The organism is Rhizobium sp. 268, assembly GCF_036571585.1.
Classification (GTDB): domain Bacteria; phylum Pseudomonadota; class Alphaproteobacteria; order Rhizobiales; family Rhizobiaceae; genus Rhizobium; species Rhizobium redzepovicii.
Genome location: NZ_JAPPSO010000003.1, coordinates 386204 through 401781, shown reverse-complemented (window position 1 = coordinate 401781; position 15578 = coordinate 386204). Strand labels below are relative to the sequence as shown.

The following is a 15578-nucleotide window of genomic DNA, read 5'->3' as shown; positions in this document are numbered from 1 at the left end:
ATTCGAACGAAAGATAGTCTCATGGCCGCCACCATACGTTATCACGAAGGCGACATTTCCGCGGCCGATGCCGCGCGCTACACCGGCGCGATTGCCATCGACACCGAAACGCTCGGCCTGGTGCCACGCCGGGACAGGCTCTGTGTCGTCCAGCTTTCACCTGGTGATGGCACCGCCGACGTCATCCGCATCGCCGCCGGCCAGAAAGCGGCTCCCAATCTCGTCGCCCTGCTCGAAGATCCGACCCATCAGAAGATCTTTCATTACGGCCGCTTCGATATTGCCGTGCTCTTCCACACTTTCGGCGTCACGACGAACCCGGTCTTCTGCACCAAGATCGCTTCGCGCCTGATCCGCACCTATACGGATCGCCACGGCCTCAAGGACAATCTCAAGGAGATGCTGGACGTCGATATCTCCAAGGCGCAGCAGTCTTCAGATTGGGCGGCCGAAACGCTGTCTCCGGCCCAGCTCGAATATGCCGCTTCCGACGTGCTTTACCTGCATGCTTTGCGCGACAAGCTGACCGCGCGCCTGATCCGCGACGGCCGCTTCGACCATGCGACGGCCTGCTTCGCATTCCTGCCGACCCGCGCCAAGCTCGACCTGCTCGGCTGGGAAGAGGCCGATATCTTCGCCCATAGCTGAGTAAATTGCCCGCGCCTTGCGTGAAACAAGGATCGTGGAAGCGGCTGGTCCGCGGCCGTTAGCAATTCGTTAACGCCTCTTTCCTAAAATTCCCATTAATATTTATGCATTTCGATGACGCCGGTATTGCGTCATGCGGACAGGAGGATCTGCGGGGATGCAAGGGGCCGGATGAGCGCGGTCCTTTATAGAGCCTGCTTTCATCGTCACTTTACGAAAGGAGCATGCCATGTTGACTCCCGTTCGTGCAGCGTCCAATGCAAGCTTTTCGTCTCAAGGCCAGACTGCGGCGATCGTCGCCGGCGGCCTCGGCCGTTCTGTGATTGCTCCCGCGTCGGTCAACGCCGTCGAAGCCGCCGACCTGAATTCCGCCGTTGCCGGCAAGCTCAGTATCCTGCTGCTTGCCGCACGCGAGCGCATGATCGAGGCCCTCTTCGATGCCATTGATGCCGCCGGCCGCGCCATCTCGCTAGATCGCGGCGAGGACGAAACCAATCTTGCCTTCGCCTCCCGGCTAGCCGATGCCATCCTGCGGCTGCCGGGCGTCAGAATCGACGAGGTCGAGCGCCAATTGACGGAGCAAGGCCACAGCCTGCCACTTCGGATGATTGCCGCAGCCCTGAAGAACCCTGCAGGCCCGGAAGCGGCGCGGATCGTCGCCTATCTGGAAATCGTCCGCTACAAGGACCGCGATCTCGCCGCTCGCGCTGTCGTGCGCTCGTACGGCCAGAATGACGCTTCGCCGATGCGCGCTGAAGCCCGGCCGGAGATCCAGCTGCATGAGGATCATGAGCCTGCCGCCATGCGCAAGCCGGCAGACGAGCTGTCGGCGCCGCCCGGCGCGCTCATCGAGGCGGCGGCGCTGGCCACCGCCGAGGAAGCGGTGATCGCCGAGGCCGTTGAGGTAGCCGATCCGGAAACGCCGCGGCCTGAAAACCGGGCTCAGTCCGCGTCGGCAGCGGCAAGCGAGGTCGCCGCGGAAGAATCTGAACGGCAGGAGATCGACACCGCGCCAGCCTTGCCGGCCGAAGCCACAGCGGCCGAGGAGGCGCGGGAAACGCCGGAGGCGCCCGCCCTCCAGCCTCGCACTGTGTCGGAAAAGGGCGATCCTGTCATTCCAAGGAACTGGACAGGAATTGCCGCTTCGATGACCGAAGAGGTCTCCGAGATGATTGTCACCATCATCCGCGAGCAGGATGTCGAAGCGGTGCTGGAGGATGGTCCCGTCGAAGCGGCCGTGGAGATCGATACGATACTCGACGATGCCGTCATCAGCGATGCGGCCGAAACCTTGACCAGGCAGCCGGCTGACCTCGCAGCAGCCGACGCGCGCCCCTCCGCAGCGCTGCACCCATCGCCGATGGAAACGGAGATCGTGGCTGCGGCTGCCCGCCAACCGAAAGAGACCGATGCGCCACTGCCAATGACGGCGATTCCCGAGACGGCCTATGTCCCGCTTGCAGCAAGGATGCCGGAGGGACTTGCCTATACGCAGCTGCCCTATCAGTTCGCCAAGGATGTCCCGCCGAACGGGAAGGCGGATGAAACCAGCCACCAGAATCAGCACCACCACGATGGGGCACCGCCAGATCAGCAGCAAGAGGATAAGCAGCAGGCGCAATCCGGCGGCGGGGATGCCGCGGCCGATGGCGAAGCAGCCAATGCGGCGCCTCAGCGCCGGACGCCGAGAATGATCGATACCGAGCCGACGCCATATCAGTCAGGCGCGGCCGCCGACCCGGTTTATGCGCTCTATCAGCGCATGGTCGGCTGGGAATAAATAACCTGAAAATGAAGAACCCGCCGGATCGCTCCGGCGGGTTCTTCAATTCAAAGGCTGATGCGAGGCTTATTCGCCGCCGCGGTTCTTGAGCGCTGCGCCCAGGATGTCGCCGAGCGAAGCGCCGCTGTCGGACGAACCGAACTGGGCAACGGCTTCCTTCTCTTCCGCAATCTCCAGAGCCTTGATGGACAGCATGATCTTGCGGTCCTTCTTGGAGAAGTTGGTGACGCGGGCGTCGAAGACCTGGCCGACCGAGAAGCGCTCGGGGCGCTGTTCGTCGCGGTCGCGGGCGAGGTCGGCGCGGCGGATGAAGGAAGTGATGTCCTCGTGGTTGACGAGCTTCACTTCGACGCCGCCGTCGTTGACCGCGATGACTTCGCAGGAAACGACCGCATTCTTGCGCAGGTCGCCCGATGCAGCGGCGTCGCCGACCGCATCCTTGCCGAGCTGCTTGATGCCGAGCGAGATACGTTCCTTCTCGACATCGACGTCGAGAACGACGGCCTTGACGACGTCACCCTTGTTGAACTCCTCGATGACCTGTTCGCCCGGACGGTTCCAGTCGAGGTCGGAGAGGTGCACCATGCCGTCGACATCGCCGTCGAGGCCGATGAACAGGCCGAATTCGGTCTTGTTCTTGACTTCGCCTTCGACTTCAGTGCCGGCCGGATGGCTGCGGGCGAATGCTGCCCACGGGTTTTCCAGCGTCTGCTTGAGGCCGAGCGAGATACGGCGCTTGGACGGATCGACTTCGAGAACGACGACTTCGACTTCCTGGCTGGTGGACAGGATCTTGCCGGGGTGTACGTTCTTCTTGGTCCAGGACATTTCCGAAATGTGGATCAGGCCTTCAATGCCCGGCTCCAGCTCGACGAATGCACCGTAGTCGGTGATATTCGTGACGGTACCGGAAATCTTCTTGCCTTCCGGATACTTGGCCTGGATGCCATCCCAAGGATCGCTCTCGAGCTGCTTCATGCCGAGCGAGATGCGGTGGGTTTCCTGGTTGATGCGGATGATCTGAACCTTGACCTGCTGGCCGATGTTCAGGATTTCCGATGGATGGTTCACACGGCGCCATGCCATGTCGGTGACGTGCAGCAGGCCGTCGATGCCGCCGAGGTCGACGAACGCACCGTAATCGGTGATGTTCTTGACGACGCCGTCAACAACCTGGCCTTCTTCGAGGTTCTGAACGATTTCAGAGCGCTGCTCGGCACGGGATTCTTCCAGAACCGTACGGCGCGATACGACGATGTTGCCGCGGCGCTTGTCCATCTTGAGGATTTCGAAGGGCTGCGGGTTGTGCATCAGCGGCGTGACGTCGCGGATCGGGCGGATATCGACCTGCGAACGCGGCAGGAAGGCGATCGCACCGTCGAGGTCGACCGTGAAGCCGCCCTTGACCTGGTTGAAGATCACGCCTTCGACGCGCTCGCCGGCTTCGAACTTGGCTTCGAGCTTGACCCAGCTCTCTTCGCGGCGAGCCTTCTCGCGCGACAGAACGGCTTCGCCGAGCGCGTTTTCAATGCGCTCAACGTAAACTTCGACTTCATCGCCAACCTTGAGCTGGCCATCCTTGGCGCGCGCGCCGAATTCCTTGAGCGCGATGCGGCCTTCGACCTTCAGGCCGACGTCGACAACGGCGACATCCTTTTCGATGCCCGTGACGATGCCCTTGGTGACATAGCCTTCGGCCAGATCGTTCTTGGCAAAGGACTCTTCGAGAAGGGCCGCGAAATCCTCGCGAGAGGGAGTAGCTACTGACATAAAATCTCCTGCGTGTCCTGAATAGCGGAGCGGACACGTATGCGCCGGTTGGTTTGCGTTGAACGGGCCTGAACCCAGTCCGCCCTCTTTCACGAAGGCAATCCGGCGCTTGGACGGAATTTCAGGCTGCTGTATTAGAAGCGATCCATGCGTCTGAGCATGCAAAATCGCTTGAATTTAGGCATTTCGGCTCAAGACCGCATCGATGATCGATTGAGCGGCTTGAAACGCGGCCTCTATACTCATTTCCGACGTATCAAGCAAGTGCGCATCATCAGCTGGTTTCAAAGGGCTGTCGGCCCGTCCCATGTCGCGTTCGTCGCGCCGCTTCACGTCCTCGAAAATCACATCGAAATCCGCCGTCGCCCCCTTGCCGAGAATCTCGTCGTAACGGCGTCTAGCGCGCACCTCCGGCGTTGCCGTCACATAGAGTTTGACCGGTGCATCCGGGCAGACGACCGTGCCGATATCGCGCCCGTCGAGCACGGTTCCCGGCGCCTTGGTCGCAAATCGTCGCTGTGCCTCGACCAGGGCCCGACGCACCGCCGGCATCACGGCTATTTTCGAGGCCGCTTCGCCGATCTCATGCTTGGAAAGTATATCGCGATCCAATCCGGCGAGTTCAACCTCCCGCGCGATCTTTTCGGCCACCGCCTCGTCGTCAAACGGCAGGCCGGCGTCGAGCAGCGCCTTGGCCGTGGCGCGGTAGGTCAGGCCGGTGTCGAGATGATGGAAGCCGTATTGCTCGGCGATGCGGCGCGAAAGCGTGCCCTTGCCGGCCGCAGCCGGGCCATCGATGGCGATGGTGAAAGTCTTGCTGCTCATGTGTCGATCCTGGGGCACCTGGCTGAAAGGCGGCGGCGCGGCGCCATGCACGGCGTAATCCTTTGTAAAGGCGCAGGATTTCCTGCGCAAGACCGAACCTTCCGGTGACGATCTTCGTTCAGCTCTGCGGCTGCCGCGGCTCGTTACCATAAACGCGCCGGGCGGTCATCCGCCGCTGGCGGAAATAGCTTGCGCTCCGATCATAAAGTTTGGCTTTGACATGGGAAGCCGCAGCGATTAAGGGGACCGGCTTATAAATTCCGATGGAACGCCGGCTTGAACGGCATTTGCCGAATCTTGCATTCGGCCATTCTCACGAGGCTTATAGTGGCGAAAGCGGAACTTGGAACCAAGCGTACCGATCCGGAAACCGGCAAGAAGTTTTATGATCTGAACCGGGATCCGATCGTTTCTCCTTATACCGGCAAGTCCTACCCCCTGTCCTTCTTCGAGGAAACCTCGGCGATCGCCGATGTTGCCGAAGAGGACGAGGTTGCGGAAGTCGATACCGAAAACACCGAAGTCGAACTGGTTTCGCTTGAGGATGCCGATGACGCCGCCTCCGGCGACGACATCCCCGATATCGGCGACGACGATGTCGAAATCGAAGGCGATGACGACGACGATACCTTCCTCACACCCGACGAAGACGATGACGATGACGACATGAGCGACATCATCGGCGTGACCGGCGACGAAGACGAAGTTTGACGGCTGCATTTCGGCCCGGTGAGGAAAAAATTCTCCGGGCCGAATTTTTTAGGCTTGCTATCTCCGAAAACCGGAAGTAATAAGCCGCCACTCCGCAGGGCACGCCCTGCGAAGCATCCCAGGACCGGCGCTCAGCCGGACCACCTTGATGGGGCTATAGCTCAGCTGGGAGAGCGCTTGCATGGCATGCAAGAGGTCAGCGGTTCGATCCCGCTTAGCTCCACCACGCTTCGCCCTTACGGGCTTCGCGTGGCGCAGCCGCGGGAGACCGTTAGGCCGAAGCAGTGCCCGGCATAGCCCGAAGGGCGACGACGGGCTGTCCGCAGCGTCGATTTTTCCGATCAGGAATACACTGGCTCTACCGCAGATCTGAAACAGCGATTCGCCGCTCACAACGCCGGAAAATCTACCCACACTGCCAAATTTGCACCATGGAATTTGCTCTGGTATTGCGCCTTTCGTGACAAGCACAAGGCGCTTGAATTCGAAACATACCTGAAATCGCATTTCGGCAGGGCTTTTGCCAGCAAGAGACTGGTCCAGCCGAATCTGACTTCAACTCGCTTGGCTAACGGGAAGACCGATTCCGAATAATCGCAGGTGCATGCGAAAGCGGTGTAGTTGGATCACGCGACGTGTCTGGCGCATTCAACGAAAAGACTCCAGGAATAGAGGCCGTCGGGCGACGCAGGCACTCCGCTCCCACGACCTCAATCTCTCGGCTATTGCACCGACAAACCGGCAGCCTCTATTCCCGCAAGAAACCGCCGCTGATCCTCGGTCCGCGCCAGCCGGCTGGTGACCTCCTGCCTGATGTTCGGGATCAAGGCGGGTGACTCGCGTCGGATCCAATCAAGCTGTTCCTCTGCCTCCTGCTTTTTTCCGAGCGCGCCGAGAATGGAGAGCAATACCAGGCGATGCATCGGATTATAGTTGAGATCCGACATGCGTGACCAGAGTTCCGCAGCCCGTGTATCGCCTCGCATGAAGGCGCAGAGCGCCATCCCGACCTCATAATATCCGCGTGGCCCGGCATTTTTGCCGACCGCTTCTGAAATCAGCGTGCAGCCTCTTTCCCATTCCCCCGACATTGACAGCCGCAGGCCGTATTCACCGGCCACTTCGGTATCGTTCGGATTGCTGGCATAGGCGCTGGCGCCGGCGCTGAGGGCCGCAACCGGATCATTGTCGAAAAAATTGGCGAGCATCAGCGCCTGAAGTGCGCGTGCATTCTTCGGGTCGAGCTGCACCGCGTGCTCGGCAAGTTGCTTTGCCAGGCCGAGCGTCGCGGCCGTCGCTTTTGTATGAAGTTGGTATGAAAAGCGGAACTCGTCGAGATGGATCAGCGAAAGAAGGGCCACGACATTGGATTCGGCCGGCATTTGCTCCACGGCCCGTTGCAGGCAGGATTTTGCCACCTCATGCGCCTGCACAGTCATTTCGCTGCGGTAGCTGTAGTAGGAGAGAATGCATGAAAAGGCGTCTGTGCGTCCGGCGATGGTCGCGGTATCAGTTTGAAACATGACGCCGAAAGGGCGCGCGACCGCAGTCGCGATATCCCCGGCAAGGCTTGCTTGCGTTTTCGGGATGCCTTGCACCGTCATGTCTGCATCGTAATTGTTTGCCCAGATGACAGCCGCATCCGCCCGCCGCACGAGCCTTGCCGTCGAGCGCAGCATGCTGCCTTCGAGCCGCACGCTTCCCTGCAGGGCATAGAGAGGCTCCAACGAAGCTTCGCCGGATTTACTCCGCGGCATGGCAGTGACGACAACGATATCATTGAAGCGCACCAGCTTCTCGATGATGTCGTCGGTCATGCCGCGAGAGATATCGGAGGCAAGGTTCCCGCCAGAGACATTGTCAAAACGCTCGACGATGATGGTGGGGCGGTTGTTGGCGCCCAGTCCCGTTTCGCGCTCTACACCCGGCGACCCGACCTGCCGAAGGATAGCCGCTGTCGAGGCTAGGATAATCACCGTGCCTGCTGCAAGCAGCCAATATCGAGGCGAAAGGCGCCGGTCCGCGGGGTTCCGGCCGATGGCATCCGTTGCTGCATGTATCTGTCCGTTATCCGCGCCTGACGCGTTCGCCTGTTCGGGCGGCAAGATATCTGCGGGTTCAGCGCCGCCGATGACATCGAAGACCGGCGCGTAGCCGCCCTTCGGGATGGTGATGATGATCCGGTCGGCGCCGCCGGCTGTGAGGTAATAGTGTTCGAGTTCCCGTCTCAGCCGGCCGGCTTCGATACGAACGCAGGGATCCTGCTGGGCATCGAAGTTCGCGTCCCGGCCAAAAACCGCTTGTGCGATGGTAAAGGCCTTCAGATAGTCACGGCGGCCCGCCAACGTTTCCGTGACCACAAATTCGAGGAACTTCCTCGTCCGTTCGGGAAGGCGGAATTCGCGGCTGGACAGAATGCGCTCAAGTTGCTGCTGTACCTCCTCCTGCGAGGCGGCGACCCTATTTATGCCTGCACTCGTCATCGGTTCCCCCAGACGCCGATTGCGAACAACCTGCAGCACGCTGTCTCAAACGATAGTCTCACCGCGGCATAACAGCAATGCCGCCCGGCCGAATACCCTAACCAACTCTAAGCCAATCCGATGATTAGCCCGAAGATGGACGCAGTCACGGCTTACGAAATGCCAGCGTAGGATACCGTATTCTACCGACGCCGTCATGTATCTTACTGCCTTAGTCTCCAAGCTCGCCCTATCATCGCCGTGTATTCTGGAGGAGGCTGCGATGACATCACCTGAGAGCTCTACACCCCATTCCATGACAAGCGCAGAGGAGCTGCGCAAACGTGCTCTGGAGCTTCAGCTTGTCGAGATGGAGCGCAACGAAAGGATCATGGCGCGTGAAGCAAAAAAACACGCGGAATTCGTCGAGGATTTTTTCCGCAAGCAGATCGGCGAAACGGAACGCGCCGTCATCAAGCGCCTTGTGATGAAAGCGGCGGCAGACGGCAAATACGAGGCATTGATCTACAGTTTTCCCTCGACGTTTTGCACCGACAGCGGCCGTGCCATCAACAACAACCTGCCGGGATGGCAGAAGACGCTGCAGGGAAAGGCAAAGGAACTCCTGGAGCTCTTCGAGCAGGTGGCCAAGCCACAGGGTTATGGGCTGAAGGCCATGATCATCAACTTCCCGGATGGCATGCCCGGAGACGTCGGCTTCTTCCTCACTTGGGAGCCGCCGGTCGACTGACCGGCAGTAAAGTAGGGGGTGATCAACTTGAAAGCGATCGAGATCGAGCGCAAGTTCCTCGTGCGTAACAATAGCTGGCGCGATTGTGCCGGCATTTCGCATGTCCTGCAGCAAGCCTATTTATCTCGCGATGAGAACTCGGTTCGTGTTCGCTTGATCGACGGTCGTTCTGCTTGCCTGACGATCAAATTCCGCACGACAGGGCTCGCCAAAGACGAATATGAATATGAGATTCCGGTCGATGAGGCGCGGGACCTGCTTCACCATGCGACCGGCCACGTCATTGAGAAAACGCGCTATCGGGTCCTGTACGAGGGCAGAAACTGGGATGTGGACGTCTTTGCCGGAGCCTATGAGGGATTGACGCTTGCCGAGATCGAAATGGCGAGTGAAGATGATCTGCCGGTCCTGCCGCAATGGCTTGGGCGAGAAGTCACGGGCAACGATAGCTATTCCAACCGCGCTATGGCCGCTGCCTCAAGTAAGCCTCCCTTGGGTGCAGAATGCGGCGACTGATAATGGCGCCCCTCTGGAGACGCGCAGGCAGTGTAAAACCCTATTCACTGACAACGGTCCAATCGGCGTCTGGATTGAATTCCATGATCGCCGCGGCGCGCTGTTCCGTTTGCGGCCCGAGATCGCGTTGATAGATGACGTTCATCCCGTTGACGATAAAAGTCTGCACGCCGGTCACCCGATATGAGACCGGCCAGGCGATGAGCGCAAAGCCGCCGGTCAAGTAACCATTGACGAGGTAGCTTTGTTTGCCGCCGAGCACATTGTCACCCTGGGCTGTCAGGATGCGATAGCGATATCCGAAATAACCTTCCCCGCGTTTGGCGGCACCGAAGGCAGCTGTCTCGACCAGCGCGCTTGCCGGGCTTTCCTCCGGATAGACGCTTGGATCCCAGTAAAGGCCGTCCAGCTTGCCGGGACTGCTGATCAATTTTTTGGCGAACTCGTAAATACCGTCACCGTCGCGATCGTCGGATGCATATTGATATTGCGCGACCACATATTCGTGCATGGTATCGATCGTCGCGAGCTCGTTTTCGCCGACGCGCCGATTGACGATCTCCGCCAGGCCGCGCTGCGTGTCGAAGGACCATTTCCCGTCCTTGCCCTCGGTGAGCGGAAACGGCAGGGGCCAGAGACGGTCGCCGATCGCAATGAACTTCCGTCCCCCGAGATCCTCCAGAATCATCTGCCGCGCGGCGCCTTCGCGGATCAACCCATATGTGATCATCGCCTCGTTGCTGGACCGCAGCTTGTCCGCTTTCAGGCCGAGAAGGCCTGCAAACCCGTCGACATCGTTGGAAGCCAGAACTGCCTTGAGGCGATCGAGAACCGCCCCCGGCGTGCCAAACGACGGCGTCGGACCTGCCGTCGCAAACTCCGTGAGATCGGTCCGCATCTGCGATGCTGACGGGGTCGCGGAGACCACGCAGAGCACGGCAGAAATCATAAGCGGGATCAAGGTTGATTGAGTTCTCATCATATACCTCCGGCAGTCTTGGAAGGAAGATATCTATCGCCGGCCGCCGCCGCCACGGCCACCGCCGCCACCACCACGGCCGCCGCCACCACCACGCGATACAGGAGGACGGGAGCGCTGTGGCGCCGCACGCGGTGCAGAGCGAGGTTGGCTGCCCATGCTCTGCGCCCCCCGCTTCGAAGAGACCGCCTCCCGGCGGCCGGATTGGACATTCCCAAGCGCATTCGGCTGCCGGTTGCGATTATCGGGTCTGGCGGCCATCTGCGGTTTGTTGGGCTTCTTGACCGATTTCTGTGCTGGCTTGGCTGCGCGATTAGCCGATTGAGGACGGGCTTCGGGCCGGGTTGCATTCTGACGAGTGGCGGCCGTCGGCTTGTTTCCCTGCGGTTTGGACTTCAGCCCTTGCACCGTGCCTTTTCGAATATCGTCGGCGCGCGCCGCCGTTCCACGATTGCCTGGCCTCTCGCCAGCCTGGAAATCCTTGGCTTGGTTCCGCAGCTGGTTACGGTTGTCGGCTTGCAGGCCGGACTTGATCGTCGAACGGTCAAGCTTGGCAAGCTGGTCTTTGCCGATGCTCATTTTGCTGCGATCGACCTTCGACCAATCGACATCGTTCCACTTCATCTTGCCATTGAAGTCTCGACCGTTCAGGCAATTGTTGCAGTCGATATCGATGTCACCACCGCCCCAGCGACCGCCCCACACCCCCCAGTCGTCCCAATTAACGACGGCCGCCCAGGCGAGCCCGGTGACCGCGCCGGCAAAAAAAGCGGCTCCGGGATAGTAATAATTGTCGTACGGCTCCGGATAGTAGGAGATCGGCTCGGATGCATAGCCTGGGTCGTAAAGCATCTCCGGCGCATATTGCGGGATATAGATTTTTTCCGGATCGGTGGGACGGATGATGACATTGTCGTTTTCCGTAACGACCGTCACCTTGTCATCCGTCTTGATAATGTTTTTTGCCACTGCTTCATCGCGAAGTTGCTGAATGGCAATCAGCACATCCTTCTGCTGGTTGGCGAGCGCATCGGCAAGCGACTGGGTCCAATCGAGATCCTCACTCATCATCTTGACGATATCGGGGTAGTTCAGCAACGAGACGACGCTGCCGTCCCAGTCGCTCTTGGGCTTGAGGTCGGCGTTCTTGTTTTTCGCATCCAGAAAGCGCTGGGCTTCGATGATCTGCAAGGGGAAGAGCGATGCGGCCGAAATCGCCGCGACCAGTTCGTCCGGATAAAGCGCAATCCGCGCCACGAGCACTTCAAGTTCATCGTCTGAAAGGAGTGTAGCCGTGGACGGTTCTGCCTCCGCCTGGTTGGGCGCAGCAGCCGGGGCAGGAGCCTGCGCTCGCACTGGGAGTGCCAGCTGCAGCGTGATGATCGCCAGGGTCGACAACCCAACCAGCAGCTTGCGTGAAACTCTATTCATCGCACAAGGACCTCCCTCTAATTATTGAATGACAGAAGCGTTCACCGTAGTTTTGGACTCACGGGAGTCCGCCTGAGCATCACAATTTTCGATTGTGCTATCGCTTCCCTCATTTCTTTCAGCAACGCATCGACCAAGCCTGCATATTCCAGCCGTCGCGCCTCCCTCACAGAGTCGGACAGCTGTTCGACATGCGCCAATGCCTGCGCCGCCGCCGCCAGATCCTCACACATGCTTCGAAACGTGTCGTTGACGTAAAAAAGTCGCTGCACCAGCCTTGCCTGGTCGGGAAAATGAGCTTCTGCCGCTTCAAGGGCGGACAAATATGTCGAACCACTTTCTCCCGACGCCATCTCCGCCCCCGCCGACGAACTGCCCTAAGCAGTGCGAAAACTATATAACAGCCGCACCTGCAGGAGACGTAAAATACGCGAACCTACGGTCGCCGGCTTCTGACAGCCGCATCCCGGTCGCCATACGAGGCGACGATTGGGATTCGGCGGCCGATCTCGCGTCGTTCCTTGCTGGACAGGCAATCTCCCCAGCCGGATCGGCCGCGAAGGCCCCGATAGAGATTACGCGATGCTACGGGTCTTTGCGCCGCAACGGGCCTATTATCCGATCGTCGCTTGCGATCAAAATGGCTCGGACAGACCAAGCCAGAGGGGGATCCGTGTTTCTCGACTATTTTGCCTTGGGCGTCTTGGTCTTCGTCGTGATCACGCTTTTCTATGCCATGATTGCCATTCACGACATTCTCCACCTGATGGCCAAGGCGCGGAACCGTCCTCATCAGGATGCCATCCATGTTGCGGGATGGGTCAGCCTCTTCACGCTGCATGCGATCTGGCCCTTCCTGTTCATTTGGGCAACGCTTTACCACGACGACCGCGGCTGGGGCATCCGGCAAGACGGAAAGCTGTCGGCGGAAGTTGCTGGATGAACTTCGTGTTCCTCGAACACTAAAGACATGTCCGCAAACACCTTGCCTAGGTTTGCACCGCAAAAACAAAGATCGAACGGGCACGAGGGCCAACGGCATCAGATAGGGAGCCAGGGGTGATAGGAAGTCTTCCCATGTTGCGGGGCCTAGCCGGCTTCAACAGAGCCTGGCTTCGCAGTGACATTCCGGCCGGCCTGTCGATCGCCGCAGTCGGTTTGCCGAGCGCCATCGCTTATCCCGCCATCGCCGGCCTGCCACCGGAGACCGGCATCTATGCCAGCATCGTCGCACCGATCGCCTACGCGATCTTTGGTCCTTCCCGGCTCTTGGTCGTCGGCCCAGACGCTGCGACCATGACCGTGCTGGCGGCCGCCATGGGCGCCATCATCGCCGCCGAACCCGCGACGGCAAGCGTCGACAGGGTTGCCATTGCCTCGGCCCTTGCGCTTGGCGTCGGCGTCTTCTGTATCGCGGCGAAATTGCTGAGGCTCGGCGTTCTCGCGAGCTTCCTCTCCCGTCCCATCCTGGTCGGCTTCTTCGCCGGCGTGTCGCTCTCGATCCTTGTTGGGCAAATCGGTCGCTTCACGGGGGTAAAGATCCAATCGGATGGACTGATCCCGCCGCTTGTCGAAATGCTCGCCAAGAGCAGTCTGATCCACTGGCCTTCGCTCGTCCTCGGACTCGTGATGTTCGCCTTGTTATGGATCGTCCGAGCCTTCCGATTCAGAGTTCCGGGTCCCGTTCTGGTGGTTGTCCTCTCGGTCGTCCTTTCGGCGATCTTCGATTTCCAAGGCCGAGGCATAGCAGTCGTCGGCGATATCCCAAGCGGGCTGCCGAGTCTGTCCCTGCCTCCATTGCATCAGATGCCTCTCGATAAGATCGTGCTCGGCTCGGCCGCGATCTTTCTGGTCAGTTTCGGCGCCGGCATCGTCGCGGCAAGAAGTTTCGGCTCGCGAACCGGCGAGGAGGTCGATGCCAATCAGGAATTGGTCGGACTTGGCGCCGCCAATATCGCGCCCGCCCTGTTCGGCTCTTTTCCGGTCAGCGTCTCGGATTCCCGAACCGCGATAAATCTGTCGACTGGCGGTGTCTCCCAGGCCGCAGGACTGGTATCGGCCGCGACGCTGGTTGCCGCACTTGTGTTCCTTCACAGTGCGCTGCGCATACTCCCCATTCCCGCGCTCGCGGCAATCCTCGCGACGGCGGCGATCAGCCTCATCGATATTCACGAATTGAAAAAGATCTGGCGCATCAGCCGCATGGAATTCATTTTCGCGCTGATCGCCATGTGGGGCGCAATCAGCTTCGGTGTTCTCAACGGCGTCATCGTCGCGGTTGCGGCAACGCTCGTCTATCTCTTGCGGCAGACGATGTTTCCCCGCGACGGTCTTCTTGGTCGCATCGAGGGACGGCATGGCTTTTTCGATCTTGCCCGTTTTCCGGAAGCGCGCCCTGTGGAAGGTGCCGCCGTCTTCGCCATCCAAGGCAGCATTCTGTTTTACAACGCCGATTACGTGCGCATGCGGCTGACCTCGGTCGCGAAGGCACTTCCTGCTGAAACCAGATGTCTCGTGCTCGATGCCGGCGCCGTCACCCATATCGACAGCACCGGCGCAGCCGCACTCGACGCCGTGGCCGAGATCCTGGCAAAGCGGAATATCGTCTTCGCCATGGCCGATCTCAGCGAAGAAAGCCGCGGCATCCTCGAGCGCGCCGGGGTCATCGAGGCGATCGGCGCCGACAATCTCTTCAATGGCAGGGAAGAAGCACTGAGAGCGCTGATCGGAATTGTCGGCGAGTCCGGCAGTGCCTCGTCGGCAGGGTAGAGCAATTCCGGCAAAACTGCACAGCGGTTTGCGTCCAGAATTGTATGAAAACAAAGATAGCATGTTCGCGAAAGGGAGGGAGAGAAAATGGACGAGAATTACGAACCCAGCCGGACGGATGGAGAGGCAGGCCGCGTCGGAAAGGATAAGAAGAAGAAAAAGAAATCATGGGATTACGACAAGGAAATCGCACGGCTCCAGGTGGAACTGGCCCATTTGCAAGCCTGGATCAAGAAATCCGGCACGAGGGTCGTCATCGTCTTCGAGGGTCGGGATGCCGCCGGTAAAGGCGGCATGATCAAGCGTATAACGGAAAGGGTCAGTCCGCGGGTCTTTCGCATCGTCGCATTGCCGGCGCCGACCGATCGTGAGAAGTCCCAGATCTACATGCAGCGCTATATCGCGCATATGCCGGCGGCCGGCGAGGTCGTCATATTCGACCGCAGCTGGTACAACCGCGCCGGCGTCGATCGCGTCATGGGATTCTGCAGCGACAAGAAAGCGCAGCGCTTTCTTGAGTTGGCGCCTCGCTTCGAGGCGGCGATCGTCGAAAGCGGCGTCGTTCTGCTGAAATACTTCCTGACGGTCAGCGAGGAAGAGCAGGAACGCCGTTTCAGACGCCGGATCGACGACCCGCTGCGACAGTGGAAACTCAGCCCTATGGATGTCGAATCCTATCAGCGCTGGTGGGACTACACGCGCGTTTATGACGAGATGCTGCGGATGACCGACAGCAATCATGCGCCGTGGTGGGTGGTGCCCTCGGATGACAAGAAACGTGCCCGGGTCAACTGCATTTCGCACATCCTGCAATCCATTCCCTATGAACGGGTGAAGTTTGAAGCACCCGACCTCGGCAAACGTCAGAAGCGGCCGGCGGATTTCATGGAGGACCTCAGCGTCCGCCATGTTGTGCCCGACGCGACGTCATAA

The 15578-nt window shown here is 59.8% G+C and carries 14 protein-coding genes, 1 tRNA gene and 1 pseudogene; 10 read left to right on the top strand and 6 right to left on the bottom strand.

Annotation, left to right across the window (positions count from 1 at the left end):
• The first annotated feature begins 21 nt into the window (after positions 1-21).
• Together OS035_RS08520 and OS035_RS08515 are read left to right on the top strand one after the other, a co-directional pair.
• Positions 22-648, top strand: coding sequence for a ribonuclease D (locus tag OS035_RS08520; protein WP_097628444.1), 627 nt, complete (start codon positions 22-24; stop codon positions 646-648).
• A gap of 229 nt (positions 649-877) precedes the next feature.
• On the top strand, positions 878-2428 hold the full coding sequence (locus OS035_RS08515; RefSeq protein WP_183781799.1) for a hypothetical protein: 1551 nt from the start codon (positions 878-880) through the stop codon (positions 2426-2428).
• A 69-nt stretch (positions 2429-2497) separates the two neighbouring features.
• Here OS035_RS08515 and rpsA read toward each other — a convergent pair whose 3' ends face one another.
• Together rpsA and cmk are read right to left on the bottom strand one after the other, a co-directional pair.
• The gene (gene rpsA / locus OS035_RS08510; RefSeq protein ID WP_003571265.1) at positions 2498-4201 is read right to left on the bottom strand and encodes a 30S ribosomal protein S1; all 1704 of its coding nucleotides are present in this window, start codon (positions 4199-4201) and stop codon (positions 2498-2500) included.
• Between the two features lie 177 nt (positions 4202-4378).
• Complete coding sequence (gene cmk, locus OS035_RS08505; RefSeq protein ID WP_097628486.1) at positions 4379-5026, bottom strand: (d)CMP kinase; 648 nt, start codon at positions 5024-5026, stop codon at positions 4379-4381.
• Positions 5027-5353: 327 nt separating this feature from the next.
• Between cmk and OS035_RS08500 the strand changes: the two genes are divergently transcribed.
• The 3 genes and pseudogenes from OS035_RS08500 to OS035_RS08490 all read left to right on the top strand — a co-directional run.
• Complete coding sequence (locus OS035_RS08500) at positions 5354-5737, top strand: TIGR02300 family protein (RefSeq protein WP_003589408.1); 384 nt, start codon at positions 5354-5356, stop codon at positions 5735-5737.
• 150 nt (positions 5738-5887) lie between these two features.
• Positions 5888-5963: transfer RNA gene (locus tag OS035_RS08495), tRNA-Ala, on the top strand.
• A gap of 92 nt (positions 5964-6055) precedes the next feature.
• Positions 6056-6331, top strand: a pseudogene (locus tag OS035_RS08490) (GIY-YIG nuclease family protein); the annotation flags it as partial.
• A 128-nt stretch (positions 6332-6459) separates the two neighbouring features.
• On the opposite strand, the gene OS035_RS08485 reads toward OS035_RS08490, so the two are convergent.
• Complete coding sequence (locus OS035_RS08485; RefSeq protein ID WP_097628442.1) at positions 6460-8220, bottom strand: hypothetical protein; 1761 nt, start codon at positions 8218-8220, stop codon at positions 6460-6462.
• A 262-nt stretch (positions 8221-8482) separates the two neighbouring features.
• On the opposite strand from OS035_RS08485, the gene OS035_RS08480 reads away from it, so the two are divergent.
• A complete protein-coding gene (locus OS035_RS08480) occupies positions 8483-8950 on the top strand; it encodes a hypothetical protein (RefSeq protein ID WP_097628441.1) in 468 nt (155 codons plus the stop codon).
• Positions 8951-8977: 27 nt separating this feature from the next.
• A complete protein-coding gene (locus OS035_RS08475) occupies positions 8978-9466 on the top strand; it encodes a CYTH domain-containing protein (RefSeq protein WP_097628485.1) in 489 nt (162 codons plus the stop codon).
• 40 nt (positions 9467-9506) lie between these two features.
• Here OS035_RS08475 and OS035_RS08470 read toward each other — a convergent pair whose 3' ends face one another.
• The 3 genes from OS035_RS08470 to OS035_RS08460 are packed head-to-tail and all read right to left on the bottom strand — an operon-like array spanning position 9507 to position 12229.
• A complete protein-coding gene (locus tag OS035_RS08470) occupies positions 9507-10445 on the bottom strand; it encodes a DUF2950 family protein (protein WP_097628440.1) in 939 nt (312 codons plus the stop codon).
• Positions 10446-10478: 33 nt separating this feature from the next.
• On the bottom strand, positions 10479-11876 hold the full coding sequence (locus OS035_RS08465) for a DUF3300 domain-containing protein (RefSeq protein WP_097628439.1): 1398 nt from the start codon (positions 11874-11876) through the stop codon (positions 10479-10481).
• A gap of 41 nt (positions 11877-11917) precedes the next feature.
• A complete protein-coding gene (locus OS035_RS08460; RefSeq protein ID WP_097628438.1) occupies positions 11918-12229 on the bottom strand; it encodes a hypothetical protein in 312 nt (103 codons plus the stop codon).
• 320 nt (positions 12230-12549) lie between these two features.
• Here OS035_RS08460 and OS035_RS08455 point away from each other — a divergent pair, with 320 nt between their 5' ends.
• From OS035_RS08455 to ppk2, 3 genes are all read left to right on the top strand, one after another.
• Entirely contained in the window at positions 12550-12819 is a 270-nt protein-coding gene (locus tag OS035_RS08455) for a DUF3302 domain-containing protein (protein WP_206099928.1), read from the top strand.
• A gap of 134 nt (positions 12820-12953) precedes the next feature.
• Positions 12954-14645: a SulP family inorganic anion transporter gene (locus OS035_RS08450; protein ID WP_210295935.1), complete on the top strand. Its 1692-nt coding sequence runs from the start codon at positions 12954-12956 to the stop codon at positions 14643-14645.
• A gap of 87 nt (positions 14646-14732) precedes the next feature.
• A complete protein-coding gene (gene ppk2 / locus OS035_RS08445; protein WP_097628436.1) occupies positions 14733-15578 on the top strand; it encodes a polyphosphate kinase 2 in 846 nt (281 codons plus the stop codon).

Excerpts from the sequence above, each read along its gene's own strand:
- OS035_RS08450 (WP_210295935.1), top strand. The coding sequence starts at position 12,954 with ATGTTGCGGGGCCTAGCCGGCTTCAACAGAGCCTGGCTTCGCAGTGAC.
- OS035_RS08515 (WP_183781799.1), top strand. The coding sequence starts at position 878 with ATGTTGACTCCCGTTCGTGCAGCGTCCAATGCAAGCTTTTCGTCTCAA.
- OS035_RS08470 (WP_097628440.1), bottom strand. The coding sequence starts at position 10,445 with ATGAGAACTCAATCAACCTTGATCCCGCTTATGATTTCTGCCGTGCTC.
- OS035_RS08465 (WP_097628439.1), bottom strand. The coding sequence starts at position 11,876 with ATGAATAGAGTTTCACGCAAGCTGCTGGTTGGGTTGTCGACCCTGGCG.
- OS035_RS08485 (WP_097628442.1), bottom strand. The coding sequence starts at position 8,220 with ATGACGAGTGCAGGCATAAATAGGGTCGCCGCCTCGCAGGAGGAGGTA.
- OS035_RS08480 (WP_097628441.1), top strand. The coding sequence starts at position 8,483 with ATGACATCACCTGAGAGCTCTACACCCCATTCCATGACAAGCGCAGAG.
- OS035_RS08460 (WP_097628438.1), bottom strand. The coding sequence starts at position 12,229 with ATGGCGTCGGGAGAAAGTGGTTCGACATATTTGTCCGCCCTTGAAGCG.
- OS035_RS08520 (WP_097628444.1), top strand. The coding sequence starts at position 22 with ATGGCCGCCACCATACGTTATCACGAAGGCGACATTTCCGCGGCCGAT.
- cmk (WP_097628486.1), bottom strand. The coding sequence starts at position 5,026 with ATGAGCAGCAAGACTTTCACCATCGCCATCGATGGCCCGGCTGCGGCC.
- rpsA (WP_003571265.1), bottom strand. The coding sequence starts at position 4,201 with ATGTCAGTAGCTACTCCCTCTCGCGAGGATTTCGCGGCCCTTCTCGAA.
- ppk2 (WP_097628436.1), top strand. The coding sequence starts at position 14,733 with ATGGACGAGAATTACGAACCCAGCCGGACGGATGGAGAGGCAGGCCGC.